Source organism: Streptomyces sp. DI166, assembly GCF_900091315.1.
GTDB lineage: Bacteria > Actinomycetota > Actinomycetes > Streptomycetales > Streptomycetaceae > Streptomyces > Streptomyces fuscus.
Window position 1 is genome coordinate 17,022 of the sequence record NZ_FLSP01000060.1, and the last position, 18,040, is coordinate 35,061.

The window sequence follows — 18,040 nt, forward strand, 5'->3', positions numbered from 1 at the left end:
GCGTACGTGACCATCATCGATGAAACGGCCTGGAGCCCGGCGCCGGACGGCGCCGAGGAGGACGGCCGCCCGCTGCTCGAAGTCCGCGATCTGCATGTGGAGTTCAGCACACGCGACGGGATCGCCAAGGCCGTCAACGGCGTCAACTACTCGGTCAACGCGGGCGAGACGCTCGCTGTGCTCGGCGAGTCCGGCTCCGGCAAGTCCGTGACCGCGCAGGCCATCATGGGCATCCTCGACATGCCGCCCGGCCGCATCCCCAGGGGAGAGATCCTCTTCCGCGGCCAGGACATGCTGAAGATGTCCGGCGAGGAGCGCCGGAAGATTCGCGGCAACAGGATCGCGATGATCTTCCAGGACGCGCTGTCCTCGCTGAACCCGGTGCTCTCCGTGGGTTACCAGCTCGGCGAGATGTTCCGCGTCCACCAGGGCCTGTCCAAGAAGGAAGCCAAGGCCAAGTCGATTGAGCTGATGGACCGGGTGAAGATCCCGGCCGCAGCGGCCCGCGTCAACGACTACCCGCACCAGTTCTCGGGCGGTATGCGCCAGCGCATCATGATCGCGATGGCGCTTGCCCTGGAGCCGGACCTGATCATCGCCGACGAGCCCACCACAGCCCTCGACGTGACTGTCCAGGCCCAGGTCATGGACCTGCTCGCGGAGCTTCAGCGTGAGTACCACATGGGCCTGATCCTGATCACCCACGACCTCGGAGTCGTCGCCGACGTCGCGGACAAGATCGCGGTGATGTACGCGGGGCGGATCGTGGAGACCGCGCCCGTGCGCGAGCTGTACAAGCGGCCCGCGCACCCCTACACCAAGGGTTTGCTCGACTCGATCCCGCGCCTTGACCAAAAGGGCCAGGAGCTGTACGCGATCAAGGGACTGCCGCCCAACCTGACGCGCATCCCGGCCGGTTGCGCCTTCAACCCGCGGTGTCCGAAGGCGCAGGACATCTGCCGCACGGACATTCCGCTGCTGTCCCCCGTCACCGAGCGGGACGGCGGCGAGCTGGCCGGCCGCGGCAGCGCGTGCCACTTCTGGAAGGAGACGATCCATGGCTGAGTTGAAGAAGACGGACGAGTCCATGGACGCCACCCCCAACGTCACCGAGGTCGAGACGGCCGACGCCGCGACCGAGGCGGCGGCCGTGGCGGCGATCGACGCGCCAGTCGACCGGGGCGAGCCGATCCTTCAGGTGCGCAACCTGGTGAAGCACTTTCCGCTGACCCAGGGCATCCTGTTCAAGCGGCAGATCGGCGCGGTCAAGGCCGTGGACGGGATCTCCTTCGACCTCTACCAGGGCGAGACGCTCGGTATCGTGGGTGAGTCCGGCTGCGGCAAGTCCACGGTCGCCAAGCTGCTGATGCTGCTGGAGAAGGCGACCGCGGGCGAGGTTTTCTACAAGGGCCAGGACATCACCAAGCTGTCCGGGCGCGCACTGAAGGCGGTCCGGCGGAACATTCAGATGGTGTTCCAGGACCCGTACACCTCGCTCAACCCCCGTATGACGGTGGGCGACATCATTGGGGAGACCTTCGAGATCCACCCGGAGGTGGCGCCGAAGGGTGACCGACGCAAGCGGGTCCAGGACCTGCTGGACGTGGTCGGCCTCAACCCCGAGTACATCAACCGCTATCCGCATCAGTTCTCCGGAGGTCAACGCCAGCGCATCGGCATCGCCCGCGGCCTCGCCCTCAACCCCGAGATCATCATCTGCGACGAGCCGGTCTCCGCGCTGGATGTGTCCGTCCAGGCGCAGGTCATCAATTTGATGGAGAAGCTGCAGGACGAGTTCAACCTCTCCTACCTCTTCATCGCACACGACCTGTCCATCGTCCGGCACATCTCGGACCGCGTGGGCGTGATGTACCTCGGGAAGATGGCCGAGATCGGCACGGACACCCAGATCTACGACCACCCGACGCACCCCTACACCCAGGCGCTGCTGTCGGCGGTCCCGGTCCCCGACCCGGAGTCCCGCGAGGGCCGCGAGCGGATCATCCTCACCGGCGACGTGCCGTCCCCGGCCAATCCTCCTTCGGGCTGCCGCTTCCGCACCCGTTGCTGGAAGGCCCAGGACAAGTGCGCCGAGGAGGTCCCGCTGTTGGCCGTTCCCGAGCGCTTCAAGGCGTCCGACTCCCCGGCAGCCCACGAGTCGGCCTGCCATTTTGCTGAGGAGAAGGACGTGGTGCACGCGGCCTGACCGCGCCACGACGGTAAGAGCCGGTTGCCGGTACCCGCGGGGTACCGGCAACCGGCTTTTTCGGTTGCGGGTACCGCACACGGCCGGTCGAGATGCGGCCAAGAAGACAGCAGGCCGAACTCGTCCAGGAGCGCAGAGGGCGCTTTCGCTCTTCCGGCCAAGGTTCGGACACGGCCGTATGCGAAGCGTGCAGGCTCGTGAAGGATCTTGCACTCCGCACGGAGCCCGCCCATCCCGGGCTAGGCGCGAGGTCGCCTCCGGTGAACCTGCTCCTAAGGCCCTCCAGGCTCCGCTGAGGGCACGGTGAACCGACCTACCTGGTGGATGGTCCGTTCCGTGGGAGGACGCGCCTGGGTCCTCCGTTCGGAGTAGCGCCGCACTCCGACGGTGCAACTGAATGAGATCAATGCGGCTATTGGCGCGATATTGGCGAGAAGGAGCAGTGCACGCACCCACCGCACGTACTAGGAGGACTCCATGCGTGGAGCCACGCACGCCAAATGGACCGCATGCGCGGTGGCGGTAGCTCTCGCGGCGACGGCCTGCGGAGGCGGGGACGACGACGGGGGCAGCGGCGGCGACACCAGCGCGGTGCTGAGTGCCTCCTGGGGCGACCCGCAGAACCCGCTGGAGCCCGCCAACACCAACGAGGTGCAGGGCGGCAAGGTCCTCGACATGGTCTTCCGCGGCCTGAAGCGCTACAACCCGGAGACCGGCGCCGCCGAGGACATGCTCGCGGAGTCCATCGAGACCTCCGACTCCCAGAACTTCACCATCAAGATCAAGGACTGGACCTTCAGCAACGGTGAGAAGGTCACCGCCGACTCCTTCGTCAACGCCTGGAACTACGGCGCCAGCCTGAAGAACAACCAGAAGAACGCGTACTTCTTCAGCTACATCGAGGGCTACGACCAGGTCCACCCGGAGGACGGCAGCAAGCAGACCGCCGACACCCTCTCCGGGCTGAAGGTCGTCGACGAGAAGACCTTCACCGTCAAGCTCAACCAGAAGTTCTCGACCTTCCCCGAGACCCTCGGCTACTCCGCCTACGCGCCGCTGCCGCAGGAGTTCTTCGACGACCACTCCGCCTGGCTGAGCAAGCCCGTCGGCAACGGCCCGTACACCATCCAGTCCTACGCCAAGGGCTCCCAGATGTCGCTGCGCGCCTGGGAGGACTACCCCGGCGAGGACAAGGCGCAGAACGGCGGCGTGGACCTGAAGGTCTACACCGACAACAACACCGCCTACACCGATCTGCTGGCCGGCAACCTCGACCTGGTCGACGACGTGCCCGCCTCCCAGCTCGCCAACGTCCAGGCCGACCTCGGCGACCGCTACCTCAACACCCCGGCCGGCATCATCCAGACCCTCGCCTTCCCCTACTACGACGAGAAGTGGGACCAGCCGGACTCGGACAAGGTCCGCACCGGGCTGTCGCGGGCCATCGACCGCAAGCAGATCACCGAGACGATCTTCCAGAAGACCCGCACCCCGGCCACCGACTGGACCTCCCCGGTGCTCGGTGAGGAGGGCGGCTTCGAGGAGGGCTTCTGCGGCGACGCCTGCGAGTACGACCCCGACGAGGCCAAGAAGCTCATTGAGGAGGGCGGCGGCCTCCCCGGCGGCCAGGTCAAGATCACGTACAACGCGGACACCGGCTCGCACAAGGACTGGGTGGACGCGGTCTGCAACTCCATCAACAACGCCCTCGACAACGAGAAGGCCTGCGTCGGCAACCCGGTCGGCACCTTCGCCGACTTCCGCAACCAGATCACCGACCTGAAGATGAGCGGCCCGTTCCGCGCGGGCTGGCAGATGGACTACCCGCTCATCCAGAACTTCCTCCAGCCGCTCTACTACACCAACGCCTCCTCCAACGACGGCAAGTGGTCGAACAAGGAGTTCGACGACCTCGTCGACCAGGCCAACGCCGAGGCCGACACCGCCAAGGCCGTCGACCTGTTCAAGCAGGCCGAGGCCGTCGTCCGGGACAACATGGCCGCCATCCCGCTCTGGTACCAGAACGGCAGCGCCGGCTACTCGGAGCGGCTGTCCAACGTCAAGCTCAACCCGTTCAGCGTGCCCGTCTACAACGAGATCAAGGTCGGCTGAGCCCCCATGGGACGGTACGTCGTCCGGCGCCTGCTCCAGATGATCCCGGTCTTCATCGGGGCGACCCTGCTGATCTTCCTCATGGTGAACGTGATGGGCGACCCCATCGCGGGCCTGTGCGGCGACCGGCAGTGCGACCCGGCGACGGCCGCCCAGCTGGAGAAGGAGTTCGGACTCGACAAGCCGGTCTGGCAGCAATACCTGACGTACATGGGGAACGTCTTCACCGGCGACTTCGGCACCGCGTTCAACGGGCAGGAGGTCACCGAGCTGATGGCGTCGGCGTTCCCCGTCACCATCCGGCTCACCATCGTCGCCATCCTGTTCGAGATCGTCATCGGCATCACCCTGGGCGTCATCACCGGCCTGCGCCGCGGCCGGCCCGTCGACACCGGGGTGCTGCTGATCACCCTCGTGGTGATCTCGGTGCCGACCTTCGTCACCGGTCTGCTGCTGCAGCTCCTGCTCGGCGTGGAGTGGGGCTGGATCAAACCGTCCGTCTCCACCGACGCCACCTTCGGCGAGCTGATCGTGCCGGGCCTGGTGCTCGCCTCGGTGTCCCTGGCGTACGTGACGCGGCTGACCCGCACCTCGATCGCGGAGAACCGCCGCTCCGACTATGTCCGGACGGCGGTGGCCAAGGGGCTCCCGCGGCGCCGGGTGATCACCAAGCATCTGCTGCGCAACTCGCTGATCCCCGTGGTCACCTTCATCGGCACCGACATCGGCGCGCTGATGGGCGGCGCCATCGTCACCGAGCGGATCTTCAACATCCACGGTGTGGGCTACCAGCTCTACCAGGGCATCCTGCGCCAGAACACCCAGACGGTGGTCGGCTTCGTGACCGTCCTGGTGCTGGTCTTCCTGGTCGCCAACCTGCTCGTCGACCTCCTCTACGCCGTACTCGACCCGAGGATCCGCTATGCCTGAACCTCCCATCGAACCCGAGGGCGCGATCGCCTCGACCGGCGCGGGCGGTGCGATGGACCTGGCCACCGCGGAGGGGGAAACCCTGGAGAAGAATCCGCTCGGCCCGGAGGGCACCGGCCCGCGGGAGAAGCCGCGCTCGCTGTGGTCGGACGCCTGGCGCGACCTGCGCCGCAACCCGGTCTTCATCATCGCCGGGCTCGTCATCCTCTTCCTGGTCTTCATCTCCCTGTGGCCGGGCGCCATCACCTGGATGAGCCCCCTCAAGTGCGACCTGTCCAAGGCCCAGCAGGGCTCCCAGCCCGGCCACCCGTTCGGCTTCAACGGCCAGGGCTGCGACGTCTACACCCGTACGGTCTACGGCGCCCGGACCTCCGTGGCGGTCGGCGTCTGCGCCACGCTCGGGGTCGCCCTCCTCGGCAGCCTGCTCGGCGGGCTCGCCGGGTTCTTCGGCGGGGCGGCGGACTCGTTCCTGTCCCGCATCACCGACATCTTCTTCGCGATCCCGGTCGTCCTCGGCGGCCTGGTGCTGCTGTCGGTGGTCACCAGCAACACCATCTGGCCGGTCATCGGCTTCATGATCCTGCTGGGCTGGCCGCAGATCTCCCGCATCGCCCGCGGCTCGGTCATCACCGTCAAACAGAACGACTACGTGCAGGCCGCCCGTGCCCTCGGCGCCTCCAACTCCCGGATGCTGCTGCGCCACATCGCCCCGAACGCGGTGGCCCCGGTGATCGTGGTGGCGACGATCGCGCTGGGCACGTACATCGCCCTGGAGGCCACGCTCTCCTATCTGGGCGTGGGCCTGAAACCCCCCAGCGTCTCCTGGGGCATCGACATCTCCTCGGCCTCCCCCTACATCCGCAACGCCCCCCACGCCCTGCTGTGGCCCTCGGGCGCCCTGGCCCTCACGGTCCTGGCCTTCATCATGCTCGGCGACGCCGTCCGCGACGCCCTCGACCCGAAGCTGAGGTGACGCCGGCGATGACGGCGCCCATCGAAGCCCTCCGCGCCGACCGGGCGGCGGCCTGTCGCCGACGGTCTTCGCCCTTGGGCACGGCGTTCACCCGCCCGCTCCCCGCGCCGCCGGGCACGGCGCCCCTGCCCGGTCCCCGCCACCCACCGGGGAGTCTTACGCCGTGGGCGAGTCCTCCGCCCGAAGGCGGGGCGGTCCGACGGGACGGCGCCGCGCGGCACCACCGCCCGCCCGGTCGCCGTATGCCCCGCGCGCCCCATCCACCACCGGCCCGGAGTGACGTCGCCCCACCCGGCCCGCCGCCCCCTCACCCCCGACCCCGAAGCGAGGCGAGACGTGCTGCTCGAAGTGCGTGATCTGCATGTGGAGTTCCGGACCCGGGACGGGGTGGCCAAGGCCGTCAACGGGGTCGACTACGGCGTGGACGCCGGTGAGACGCTCGCCGTGCTCGGCGAGTCGGGGTCCGGGAAGTCCGTCACCGCGCAGGCGATCATGGGGATCCTCGACATGCCGCCGGGGAAGATCACCCAGGGCGAGATCCTCTTCCAGGGCAAGGACCTGCTGAAGCTGAAGGAGGAGGAGCGCAGGAAGGTCCGCGGCGCCGAGATGGCGATGATCTTCCAGGACGCCCTGTCCTCCCTGAACCCCGTGCTCAGCGTCGGCGATCAGCTCGGCGAGATGTTCGTCGTGCACCGGGGCATGTCCAAGAAGGACGCCCGCGCCAAGGCCGTCGAACTGATGGACCGCGTCCGCATCCCCGCCGCCAAGGAACGCGTCAAGCAGTACCCGCACCAGTTCTCCGGCGGTATGCGCCAGCGCATCATGATCGCGATGGCGCTGGCCCTGGAACCCGCCCTGATCATCGCCGACGAGCCCACCACCGCCCTCGACGTCACCGTCCAGGCCCAGGTGATGGACCTGCTCGCGGACCTCCAGCGCGAGTACAACATGGGCCTGATCCTCATCACCCACGACCTCGGCGTCGTCGCGGACGTCGCCGACCGGATCGCCGTGATGTACGCGGGCCGCATCGTGGAGTCCGCCCCCGTCCACGACATCTACAAGGCCCCCGCCCACCCCTACACCCGCGGCCTGCTCGACTCCATCCCCCGCCTGGACCAGAAGGGCCAGGAGCTCTACGCCATCAAGGGCCTGCCCCCGAACCTGATGCACATCCCGCCCGGCTGCGCCTTCCACCCGCGCTGCCCCATGGCCCAGGACGTGTGCCGCACCGACGAACCCCCGCTCTACGAGGTCTCCGAGGAGCGCGGCAGCGCCTGCCACTTCTGGAGGGAGTGCCTCCATGGCTGAGCCGATCCTCGAAGTGCGCGGGCTGGTCAAGCACTACCCGCTGACCCAGGGCATCCTGTTCAAGAAGCAGGTCGGCGCGGTCAAGGCCGTCGACGGCGTGGACTTCGACCTCGGGCAGGGCGAAACCCTCGGCATCGTCGGCGAGTCCGGCTGCGGCAAGTCCACGGTCGCCAAGATGCTGGTCCATCTGGAACGCCCCACGGCCGGCACCATCCGCTACAAGGGCGAGGACATCACCAGCCTGTCCGCCAAGGCCCTCAAGGCGGTCCGCCGCAACATCCAGATGGTCTTCCAGGACCCCTACACCTCCCTCAACCCCCGCATGACGGTGGGCGACATCATCGGCGAGCCCTACGACATCCACCCCGAGGTGGCCCCGAAGGGCGATAGGCGCCGCAGGGTCCAGGACCTGCTGGACGTCGTCGGTCTCAACCCCGAGTACATCAACCGCTATCCGCACCAGTTCTCCGGCGGCCAGCGCCAGCGCATCGGTATCGCCCGCGGCCTGGCGCTGCGCCCCGAGGTGATCGTCGCCGACGAACCGGTCTCGGCGCTGGACGTCTCGGTCCAGGCCCAGGTCATCAACCTGCTGGACCGGCTCCAGAACGACTTCGACCTGTCGTACATCTTCATCGCCCACGACCTGTCGATCGTCCGGCACATCTCCGACCGGGTCGGCGTGATGTACCTCGGCCGCATCGTGGAGATCGGCCGGGACAGCGAGATCTACGACCACCCCACGCACCCCTACACCCAGGCGCTGCTCTCCGCGGTCCCGGTCCCCGACCCGGAGGCCCGTGAGCACCGCGAGCGGATCATCCTCGCCGGTGACGTCCCGTCCCCGACGAACGTCCCCTCCGGCTGCCGCTTCCGCACCCGCTGCTGGAAGGCCCAGGAGCGGTGCGCGGTGGAGGTGCCCGTGCTCGCGGTCCCGCCCCACCTCAGCACGGTCAAGGGGCCCGCGGCCCACGACTCGGCCTGCCATTTCGCCGAGGAGAAGCACGTCGTCCCGACGGAGGCGGAGCAGTAGCGGGGACGGGAGGAGTAACACGCAGGCAACTCGCCCGACCCTGTTCCGATATACGGACGCGCCACTCTGAACAACGTACGGCCGTGCGGGTGCCGTAAACGGACCGGAGTGCCGCCATGTCACTCCGGTCCGTTGCCGTCTCAGCCGGACTGCATCCCCAACGACCGCTTCAGGAAGTCGACCTGGAGCAGCAGCAGGTTCTCCGCGACCTGTTCCTGCGGGGTCATGTGGGTCACCCCGGACAGCGGCAGCACCTCGTGCGGGCGGCCCGCCGACAGCAGCGCCGAGGACAGCCGCAGGGCGTGCGCGACGACGACGTTGTCGTCGGCCAGGCCGTGCACGATCATCAACGGCCGGTGCGGCTCGGCCGGTTCGGACAGCCTCTCGTCGGTGACGAGCGAACTGTGCGCGTACGACTCGGGGTTGACCGCCGGATCGCCCAGGTACCGCTCCGTGTAGTGGGTGTCGTACAGCCGCCAGTCGGTGACCGGCGCCCCCGCGATCCCCGCGTGGAAGACGTCCGGGCGGCGCAGCACCGCGAGCCCCGCCAGCCAGCCGCCGAAGGACCAGCCGCGCACGGCGACCCGGGACAGATCGAGCGGGTAGGTCTTGGCGAGGTCGTGGAGGGCGTCGATCTGGTCCTCCAGGGTGACGGTGAGGTCGTGATGGATGGCCTTCTCCCAGCCGGGCGAGCGGCCGGGTGTGCCGCGCCCGTCCGCGACGATCACCGCGAACCCCTGGTCGGCGAACCACTGGGAGGTCAGCAGCGCGTTGTGCGCGGCGACCACCCGCGGACCGTGCGGACCGCCGTAGGGGTCCATGAGGACCGGCAGGGAGGTGTCACCGCGGTAGTCCGTTGGCATAAGCACGGCGCACGGGACGCGCCGTGCGCCCCCCTCGATGAGGGTCACGCGCGGGGTCAAACCGGGATCTTCCGCATACGAGGCGATGGTGGCTTTCTGCTTCCCGTCCTTCAGAACCCGTACCTGCGCGCCCGGCCGCTCCAGCGACGCCGACACCAATACGGTCACGCCCCCGGCGCGTACCGCGGAGTGCACGCCGGGCTCCTGCGAGACGCGCTCCACGCCCAGCTCGTTGACCCGGTACACATGAACCTCGCCGATCTCCGGCTCGGCCGCGTCCTCCCCGGCGGACGCCGAGACCAGCACGTCATCGGCGGACACGTCCAGTACCGCACGTACGTGCAACTGGGCACCCGTCAGGGGTCGTTCGCCCACCGCGAGCACCCGTGCGCCGCCCTCGTCGGCGATCCGCACGAGCTGTCCCGAGGGGGACCAGCAGGGCACCCCGGCGAAAAGATCAAGCCAAGTTGGATCTTCGTCCGCGTGCACCATCCGGGTGGCGCCGGTGTCCGGGTCCACCGCCAGGAACAACTGGCTGCGCTGGTCGCGCGCCTGGACGAGCAGCAGCGGGGCACCCGCCGCTGACCAGTGCACATGCGCCAGATACGGATAGCGCGCCCGGTCCCACAGCACCTCCGTGCGCCCCCCGCCGAGGTCGATCACGAACAGCCGCACCTCCGCGTTCGCGCTGCCCGCCCGCGGGTACGCCACCCGCTGCGGCTCGCGGTCCGGATGCGCCGGATCGGAGATCCACCACCGGCTCACCGGCGTGTCGTCCACGCGCGCGACCAGCAGCCGGTCCGACTCTGGACCCCACCAGAAGCCCCTGTACCGCCCCATCTCCTCGGCCGCGATGAACTCCGCCAGACCGTAGGAGATCTGCTCCGACTCCTCCTCGGCGAGCACGCGTTCGTCCTCGCCCTCGGCGCCGACGACCCTGAGGGCGCCGTCCGCGACGTAGGCGACATGACGGCCGTCGGGGGAGGGGCGCGGGTCGATCACCGGGCCCCGGGCGGGGAGTTCACGGGCCGTCCCAGCTCGCAGCTCCGCCACGAAAAGCCGCCCCGACAAGGCGAAAGACGCCAACTCCAGGGCCGCGTCGGTGGCGTAGCCGACGATGCCGGCGCCGCCCTCACGACTGCGTTCGCGCCGGGCGCGCTCCTGCGGGGACAACTGCTCCGCCGTACCGTCCAGCAGCGTGCGCGGGTCCGCTGCCACGCGCTCCCTGCCGTCCTCGGGATCGAGCACCCACAGCGCGTTGGCCCGGTCGGTGCCGGAGGAGGAGCGCAGGAACGCGACCCGTGAACCGTCGGGCGCCACCGTGAACGCGCGCGGCGCGCCGAGGGTGAAACGCTGGGTACGGGCGTGCCGTCGGGGGAAGGAGTCAGACCTCGTCGTCATGTGCCGACCATATTGGCCATGCGCCCCCTTGTGCGGCCGTGCGCCGATCGATGCGCGCGTACGGATAGTTATGATCGCTAGCGCATAGTGGGTATGAACCTGCTGGCCGTTGTATGGATTTATCTGCCCCCATAGTTCCGTCCTGTCCGACCCCACGTCCCTGGGTTCTTTGGAGGTGAGCCGCCGTGGCACTCTCGATTTCGGCGGTGGTGCTGCTGGCGATCATCGTCTTCTTGCTGATCAAGAAGTCGGGCCTGAAGGGCGGACACGCGGTCGTCTGCATCCTCCTGGGTTTCTACCTGGCCTCGTCCACGATGGCCCCCACGATCAACGACCTGACGACGAGCGTGGCGAGCATGATCGGCAGCATCAAGTTCTGACGCGCGGCTCCGCCCCTGGCGGCGCCTGGGCGGCCGCGCCGACTGCGTCCGTTACGTCGGCGGCAAGATGGTCGGCGTCGGGGAAGAGGGTCCCTCAATCGGGTGGATCCCGACGCGTGCTCCCACGAGGTCCAGTCCGCCCTGATCGACGTACCCCTCAGCCCTTGGAGGCGTACGCCACGAAGTCGGCCCAGGCCTCCGGCGAGAGCCGGAGGCGGGGGCCGGCGGTGTTCTTGGAGTCGCGGACGTGGATGGTGGTGGGGGTGGGCGCTATCTCGACACAGTCGTTGATGTCGCTGCTGTCGCTGTAGCTGCTCTTGAACCAGATCAGGGCGGAAGCGTTGTCGGTTGCGCTGATCATGTCTCTCCCCGCAGGCGCTCGATGAAGGCCAACGATTCGTCCGGAGTCAGAGCCTGCGCCCGGATCATGCCATACCGCAGCTCAAGGATCCTGAGCTGCCTTGGATCGGAGACAGGGCGACCGTTGAATGCTCCCTCGGAGCGTCCGACAGCCGTACCGTCTTCGAACTTCAGCAACTGAATCAGTCCGCTCATGCCCGCGTGCTCCATCCGGCTCGTCGGCATCACTTGGATCGTGACGTTGCGCAACCTTCCTACTTCCAGCAGGTGTTCGAGCTGGCGGCGCTGCACCATCGTCCCTCCGATCGGGCGGCGCAGTGTCACCTCTTCTTGGACAAAACTGAGAACCGGGGCAGGGGACTGCCCGAAGACCGACTTTCGAGCCATGCGTGCCATCACGCCACGCTCCACCTCTTCGGGGGACTGCGGCGGTTGGGCCATCTCGAACAGAGCCTTCGCGTGTTCCTCGGTCTGAAGCAGCCCATGCAAGTTGTGGTTCCCATAGGACAGAAGTTCGACCGCCTTCGCCTCCATCTGGGCCAGATCCCGTACCTTCTTCGGATACCGGACCTTCTCCACGTCCTCCTTCATTGCGGAGACGAGTCCATCGGCCTGCAACACCCCGTCCGCCGTGTCCAGGAACTCCGGGCGTGGAATCCGCTTGCCGGACTCGATTTTGTAGACCATGTCCTCGCCGTACCCGACGGCCTTCCCGAAGTCGGCCGCCCGCATTCCCACCGCTTCGCGTCGCAGCCTCAACTGCCGCCCCACCGTGGCGATGACCGCGATCCCCCACTCGTCGTCCGGGTCCACCTCCCACCCAGGTTCGTCCGCCTCACCCACGACCTCGACGTCCGTCGCCATCCCGCACCCTCCGTCCTGTGACGTCCTGTGACTCCGCGAGCGACGCCCTACCCGCACGGCCCTGTCGACAGCGTGGACACCGCCGGACAACCCCCGGACAGTCACCGTACGCAACCGCATCGTCACTGTTCACGGTAAGCGGCTGCGGCCACTCTGAGTGACGTGATCCAGGAAACTCCCACCTCCGAATCCCAAGCCCACCAGCACATCCGCAACTTCAGCGTGCAGTTGTCGCCCACGCCTCGCGGCGCCCGACTGGCGCGGCTACTGGCGGTGGAGCAACTTCGTGCCTGGGGGCTGCCGTTGGACCCGGCCCGGCAGATCGTGGCCGAACTAGCGCTGAACGCGGTCACGCACGGTCGCGTGCCCGGAAGGGACTTCCGGCTGCTGCTGTACGTCGTCGCGCAGACGCTCCGTATCGAGGTGACGGACACCGCCGGGGACCGTCGGCCCTGCTACGGGACCGGCCACGGCCTGCGTCTCGTCGATGCCTTCTCCACTCGCTGGGGCTGGGCGCTCGGTGCTCACCCGCGCAAGACGGTGTGGGCCGAGGTCGAACTCCCGCCAGTTTGCTGCCCGGGCGGCCGAAATCCGTGCCCTCCGTTGAACGCTCCGCGGAAGCCCCAGAAGATGGTCATGGATGCGTGACGGCGTGACTACGTCACGCTGACTGTCGGAGTCGGGGAACCGGGGGCGAGCGTGCTGGAGAGCGGCTGTGCGGCGATGAGCGGTCGCCGATGAGGAACCGCATGCAGGTCGCGCTCCAGATCGTGCTCGCTCTGGTGGCATGCCTGTTCGGGATCGCCACCAATTACGCGACCAGCACGGATGAGGCGCCCTGGGGGTTCGGGACCATTCAGCGGTTCGCTGTCCCGGCCGTCGCCGTTCTCATCGTGGCGCTCGTGGTGGGCCAGGTCGTGGTCTACCGGCTGGAGAACCCCGCGCCGCCCCGGATCGAGTGGCCGCGAGACCGCGTGCCCTATCCGGGGCTCGACGCGTTCGACGAGGACGAGGCCGCTGTCTACTTCGGGCGGGAGGCCCAGGCCGCCGAACTGGCCCGCCGACTGCACATCACGGCGGCTCGCCCCGCGGATCGGTTCGTGGTGCTGGTGGGTGCTTCCGGCAGCGGAAAGTCCTCACTGGTCAGGGCCGGAGTGATGCCCAGGCTCCGGGAGCGCCGATGGACCGTTGTGCCGGCCTTCGCGCCCGGTGTCAGTCCGCTGGGCGCGCTGGCGGGTGCGCTGGCCGCCGCTGCGGGCGGGCACGAGTCGGCGAGCGCCGTGCTGCGGAGGCTGCGCCAAGGGCCCGACACGTTGCGGGAGGAGCTGTCCCGGCTCCGTGGGGGACGGTTCCGCCGGGTACTGCTCGTGGTCGACCAGTTCGAGGAGATCGTCACCCAGGCGGGGGAACGTGACCGTGAGCAGTTCATGGCGGCACTGCGCACGTGCGTCGAGCAGGATTCGGCAATTCGTGTCCTGGTCACTCTGCGGGTCGATCTCCTCGGGAGGGTTCTTCTGACCGGCCATGCGGATCTCCTTCAGCACCCCGTCGTCATTGGCACATTGGACCGTGCGCAACTCGTCGAGGTCGTGGAACGGCCGGGAGCCCTCGTCGGCCTTCGCTTTGAGCCCGGGGCCGTCGACTCCATCGTGAGCGAGACGGGTACGGACGACGCCCTGCCGCTGCTCGCCTACCTCCTCCAGGAGCTCTATTACGCGGCCGGTAGCGGCGGGACCGTGACCGAGGAGGTGTACCGGCGGCTCGGCGGCGTACCGGGAGCGCTGGCACGGCAGGCCGACAACACCGTCACCGCGCTCGGCACCGGCATTGGCATCGACTTCGTGCTCCGGGTACTGCTCCGCTTCGTCACTGTGGAGGGGCAGGACGTCGCCCGCCGCCGTGTGCCGCTGGCGGAACTCGACGAGCGTGAACGCGATGTCGTCGACGCCTTCGTCGAGGCCCGGTTGCTGCGTACCGACGTGACGGGCGGCGGAAATGACCCCGCGATCGAGGGCGGTGAGCCCTGCGGGCAGGTTACGCACGAGGCGCTGTTCCGTCAGTGGGCGCCGCTGCGTCAGGAGGTCGAGGCGTATGCGGAACGGCTTCGCGAGCGGGCCGAACTTGAGCGGTGGGCGGCGGACTGGGAGAGGGCTGGACGCAGCGACGATTACCTTCTCACCGGGGAACGTCTCACCGCCGCCCGGCGCTGGCTCCAGGCCCTGGAAGAGGCCGGTCAGGCATCCGAGCCCAGCCGTGCGCTTGTCGAGTCGTCCCAACGGCGCGACCTGACGTACCTGAAGCAGGTCTCCGACAGCATCGGCCGCCATGTGCTGCTGAGTGCCGAGACCGAGCCCGAGCTCTCCATCCTCCTGTCGCTCGCCGCGCTCGGTGAGTGTGCGCCGACGGCCTCGGCCGGGCGTGGGCTGATGACAGCGCTGGCGGCGAGCCACGTGCGCGCCCGGCTCGACGGGCACACGGACACGGTCCGGGACATCGCGTGGTCACCGGACGGCCGCATGCTGGCAACGGCGTCCCGCGACGGCACCGGGCGCATCTACGACGCGCCGTCCGGCCGGGCGCGGTCGGTGCTGCCGTGCGACGGCGTCATGGTCGAGTCCGTTGCCTGGTCACCGGACTCGACCATGGTGGCCACGACCGGCCGCGACCGTGTCGTACGGATCTGGGACGCCGCCTCGGGAGAGCCGGTACGGCTGCTGACCGGCGCCGGAGACATCAACAGGCAGGTGGCCTGGTCCCCGGACGGAAGACATGTCGCGGCGAGTTCCAAAGACCGAATCGTGCGCGTCTGGGAGTGCGGCACCGGGCGTCTCGCCCACGAACTGCGCGGTCACGCCGACGACGTGTGGGGTGTGGCCTGGTCGCCCGACGGCAACCGGCTCGCTTCCGCGTCGCACGACCAGACGGCGATCGTGTGGGATCTGCCGACCGGTGCGGCGACCACCACCCTCACCGGCCACTCGGACTTCGTCGAGGGCATTGCCTGGTCGCCGGACGGACGGTTCGTCGCCACCGGGTCCGGTGACCATACGGCCCGTATCTGGGATGCCGGAAGCGGTGCTCTGCGCCTGCTGCTGCGGGGCCACACCGACTACGTGTGGAATCTGGCCTGGTCACCGGAGGGGCGGATGCTCGCCACCGCCTCTTCGGATCGGACGATTCGCATCGCCGACACCGAGGACGCCAAAGTCGTGGCTGTGCTGCGCGGGCATGCGGACACGGTGTGGGGCGTTGCCTGGTCGCCCTGCGGGACGATGCTCGCCAGCAGTTCCACCGACGGCACCGGACGGATATGGAGTCTGCGTCCGCGTGGCGCCGAGGCTGTCATGGCCGACGGACACGGGGGACCGGTGAACCAGGCCACCTGGTGCGCGGACGGCAGCCGTATCGCCACGGCGTCGGACGACGGCACCGTCAGGATGTGGGACGCGGCCACCGGCACGCCGGCCGGGTCGGTCGCACGGGTGGCTGACCGGGTCTGGGCTGTCGCCTCGGCTCCGCAGGGGGAACGGCTCGCCCTCGGTACGAGCGACGGCCTCTTCAGGGTGGTCGACGGGCGGGGGCACACCCTCTTCGAACAGTGCGGTGCGGCGGTGGAGGGGTGTGCCTGGGCTCCGAGCGGCGGACGGATCGCCATCGGCAGTCATGACGGCGCTGTGCGGGTGCTGTCCGTCCCGGACGGCGCCGAGCTGCTGAAGTTCACGGAGCATCAGGACTGGGTCGGCCGCGTCGCCTGGGCGCCCAGTGGACGGCTGCTCGCAAGCTGCTCCGACGACCGCACGTGCAGGCTGTGGGACATCGCTGAGGGGCGCCAGCTCACGGTGCTGCGCGGCCACGAGAACTACGTGGAGGACGCGGCCTGGTCCCCGGACGAGACCAGGATCGCCACCGCTTCCGGGGACTGGACAGCCGCCGTGTGGGACGTGTTCACCGGACGGCGTATCGAGGTGCTCAAGGGGCACGAGGGACGGGTGCGTGCGGTCGCCTGGTCACCGGACGGCAGGCACATCGCCACAGGTGCCGACGACCGCACGGTGCGCGTCTGGTCCGCCGGCACTCTTGAGGAGCTCGCGGTCGTCGGTGTGCACCAGGACAGGGTGACCTCAGTGGCCTGGTCCCCGGACGGTACGCGCCTCTTGACCGGCTCGGTCGACGGCACTGCTCGGGTGTGGCTGGCAGAACCGGACCTCGACCGACTTGAGGCGACGGCCCGGGGAAGGGTCTTCCGCACCCTCACCCGCGAGGAGCGGCGCCAGTATCTGCTGCCTGCCGATCCCGGGTGAGGGCGTGCTCAGTACGCCACCTCGACGGTGCGTTCCTCGGTGCTGATGAGGTAGTGGTCCGGGTCCAGACCCATGGCTTCACGTTCGGGCGCTGCCCAGTACAGCGCGTTGCGCTCGGTGAAGGTCTCCGGACCGTCGTAGGAGATGAGCCAGATGAACTGGTTGTGCTGCCGGTCGACCCAGGCACCCCCGAGAGTGAACCCCAACTTCAGTCGAAGCGGCACGATTTCCTCGCGCCAGCGCTCCACCCACTCGTCGAGCAGGCCATCCCGGACGGTGTACGTGCGCAACTGCGTGGTCTTCGGCATGAGGACATCCTTCCCGACCGCACGCCTCGGCGCGGCGGAACTCCTTGGCGCCAACGATCGCGTGCCAGGACACACGCTCACTCACGCGAATGAATTCGCCAACTCCGCTGGATTCGGGATCCTTTGTCTGCCCTACGCTCAGAGCTGCACAACCGCAGACATGTGACGGCCCCCGCCGGGACTGCCATCCCAGTGCGAGGGCCTGACCACCGAGGAAGACAAGGACTTCCCGATGGATACGCGGAACCTTGGCGGGCCCCGGCCGAGCCATCATTGCGTCGGCCCGGTGGCGCTGTCGTGAGCGCCGCTCTCCCGTTGCCGCAGCCCGAGCCCGTCGCGCCCCAGCCCCGTCTCTCGGGCCGGATAATCTGGCCAGGGCACGTACGGGAGGACACCATGAGCACTCAGGCCGACCATGGACGTGAGCTGATCCCCCGCCCCGAGCAGACTCCGGATGCCCTGCGCGCGGCGCTTGCCGTCGTCGACCCTTCGCGGCTGGAGGAGATGCAGGCCACGAAGGACGACGCCTTCGCCAAGGCGGTCGAGTGGCAGTCCCTGAGCCCGGTGCAGAGCTGGGTACTCACCTGGGCCAGGGATATCGAGATCGCCCGGCGGCCCGAGTTGTCCGCCCGCCTCTCGCGCGCGCGGGCGAATCTCGAACACGAGGACTCCGTCATCGCCCGGGAGGCTCTGCGTGAGCTGAGCGCCGTCCTGGACGAAGCCATGAAGGCAGTCGGCGGGTGAGTTGGAAATGGGAGTACGCGTTCGGTGCTGAGGAAGCCGCCCGCACTGCTCCGGGCGATTTCCTCGCCGAGGTGGCGAGACGGGCAGAGGAGCTGGTCAGAGCCGCCGAAGCATTTCACGTTCACGGTCGAGCACATGATGGTCTCGACCCCAAAGGGGGCGATCTCATCGTCCCCGGCGGCATGTTCACGTACCAGGTCGTGGTGCGCAGCGAGCGCGTCTACGTGGTGCAGATCACCTATCTCGGGTTCTGACTT

The 18,040-nt window shown here is 68.6% G+C and carries 16 protein-coding genes; 12 read left to right on the plus strand and 4 right to left on the minus strand.

The annotated features are described in order from the left end of the window. Positions 1-6: 6 nt before the first annotated feature. The 7 genes from GA0115233_RS25925 to GA0115233_RS25955 all read left to right on the plus strand — a co-directional run bounded on the left by GA0115233_RS25925 (position 7) and on the right by GA0115233_RS25955 (position 8,562). Positions 7-1,065, plus strand: coding sequence for an ABC transporter ATP-binding protein (locus GA0115233_RS25925; RefSeq protein WP_093722713.1), 1,059 nt, complete (start codon positions 7-9; stop codon positions 1,063-1,065). Further along, a complete protein-coding gene (locus GA0115233_RS25930) occupies positions 1,058-2,206 on the plus strand; it encodes an ABC transporter ATP-binding protein (RefSeq protein ID WP_093722714.1) in 1,149 nt (382 codons plus the stop codon). The genes GA0115233_RS25925 and GA0115233_RS25930 overlap by 8 nt, the downstream gene beginning before the upstream one ends. A gap of 477 nt (positions 2,207-2,683) precedes the next feature. Further along, positions 2,684-4,318, plus strand: coding sequence for a peptide ABC transporter substrate-binding protein (locus GA0115233_RS25935; RefSeq protein ID WP_093722715.1), 1,635 nt, complete (start codon positions 2,684-2,686; stop codon positions 4,316-4,318). A 6-nt stretch (positions 4,319-4,324) separates the two neighbouring features. Beyond that, positions 4,325-5,248 (plus strand): ABC transporter permease, encoded by a 924-nt coding sequence (locus GA0115233_RS25940; protein ID WP_093722716.1) that lies wholly within the window; start codon positions 4,325-4,327, stop codon positions 5,246-5,248. Continuing rightward, positions 5,241-6,221: an ABC transporter permease gene (locus GA0115233_RS25945; protein ID WP_093722717.1), complete on the plus strand. Its 981-nt coding sequence runs from the start codon at positions 5,241-5,243 to the stop codon at positions 6,219-6,221. Before GA0115233_RS25940 ends, GA0115233_RS25945 begins: the two co-directional genes overlap by 8 nt. Positions 6,222-6,557: 336 nt before the next feature. Continuing rightward, on the plus strand, positions 6,558-7,532 hold the full coding sequence (locus GA0115233_RS25950) for an ABC transporter ATP-binding protein (protein ID WP_093722718.1): 975 nt from the start codon (positions 6,558-6,560) through the stop codon (positions 7,530-7,532). Beyond that, positions 7,525-8,562, plus strand: a complete 1,038-nt coding sequence (locus GA0115233_RS25955) for an ABC transporter ATP-binding protein (protein WP_093722719.1) — start codon at positions 7,525-7,527, stop codon at positions 8,560-8,562. Before GA0115233_RS25950 ends, GA0115233_RS25955 begins: the two co-directional genes overlap by 8 nt. 140 nt (positions 8,563-8,702) lie before the next feature. Here the strand turns inward: GA0115233_RS25955 and GA0115233_RS25960 are convergent, their stop codons facing one another. Next, the gene (locus GA0115233_RS25960) at positions 8,703-10,826 is read right to left on the minus strand and encodes a S9 family peptidase (RefSeq protein WP_093722720.1); all 2,124 of its coding nucleotides are present in this window, start codon (positions 10,824-10,826) and stop codon (positions 8,703-8,705) included. A gap of 185 nt (positions 10,827-11,011) precedes the next feature. Here GA0115233_RS25960 and GA0115233_RS25965 point away from each other — a divergent pair, with 185 nt between their 5' ends. Next, positions 11,012-11,206, plus strand: a complete 195-nt coding sequence (locus GA0115233_RS25965; protein ID WP_093722721.1) for a hypothetical protein — start codon at positions 11,012-11,014, stop codon at positions 11,204-11,206. A 157-nt stretch (positions 11,207-11,363) separates the two neighbouring features. Here GA0115233_RS25965 and GA0115233_RS25970 read toward each other — a convergent pair whose 3' ends face one another. Both GA0115233_RS25970 and GA0115233_RS25975 read right to left on the minus strand, forming a co-directional pair. Continuing rightward, on the minus strand, positions 11,364-11,567 hold the full coding sequence (locus GA0115233_RS25970; RefSeq protein WP_093722722.1) for a DUF397 domain-containing protein: 204 nt from the start codon (positions 11,565-11,567) through the stop codon (positions 11,364-11,366). Next, positions 11,564-12,430: a helix-turn-helix domain-containing protein gene (locus tag GA0115233_RS25975; RefSeq protein WP_093722723.1), complete on the minus strand. Its 867-nt coding sequence runs from the start codon at positions 12,428-12,430 to the stop codon at positions 11,564-11,566. Before GA0115233_RS25975 ends, GA0115233_RS25970 begins: the two co-directional genes overlap by 4 nt. A 162-nt stretch (positions 12,431-12,592) precedes the next feature. Between GA0115233_RS25975 and GA0115233_RS25980 the strand changes: the two genes are divergently transcribed. Beyond that, complete coding sequence (locus GA0115233_RS25980; RefSeq protein ID WP_255310351.1) at positions 12,593-13,078, plus strand: ATP-binding protein; 486 nt, start codon at positions 12,593-12,595, stop codon at positions 13,076-13,078. An 89-nt stretch (positions 13,079-13,167) separates the two neighbouring features. Beyond that, the gene (locus GA0115233_RS25985) at positions 13,168-16,731 is read left to right on the plus strand and encodes an NACHT and WD repeat domain-containing protein (RefSeq protein WP_255310352.1); all 3,564 of its coding nucleotides are present in this window, start codon (positions 13,168-13,170) and stop codon (positions 16,729-16,731) included. 8 nt (positions 16,732-16,739) lie between these two features. Here the strand turns inward: GA0115233_RS25985 and GA0115233_RS25990 are convergent, their stop codons facing one another. Further along, positions 16,740-17,039, minus strand: a complete 300-nt coding sequence (locus GA0115233_RS25990) for an NIPSNAP family protein (RefSeq protein ID WP_093722725.1) — start codon at positions 17,037-17,039, stop codon at positions 16,740-16,742. Between the two features lie 396 nt (positions 17,040-17,435). On the opposite strand from GA0115233_RS25990, the gene GA0115233_RS25995 reads away from it, so the two are divergent. Together GA0115233_RS25995 and GA0115233_RS26000 are read left to right on the plus strand one after the other, a co-directional pair. Next, positions 17,436-17,783: a hypothetical protein gene (locus GA0115233_RS25995; protein WP_093722745.1), complete on the plus strand. Its 348-nt coding sequence runs from the start codon at positions 17,436-17,438 to the stop codon at positions 17,781-17,783. Next, entirely contained in the window at positions 17,780-18,037 is a 258-nt protein-coding gene (locus tag GA0115233_RS26000) for a hypothetical protein (protein WP_093722726.1), read from the plus strand. The genes GA0115233_RS25995 and GA0115233_RS26000 overlap by 4 nt, the downstream gene beginning before the upstream one ends. Positions 18,038-18,040 lie beyond the last annotated feature (3 nt).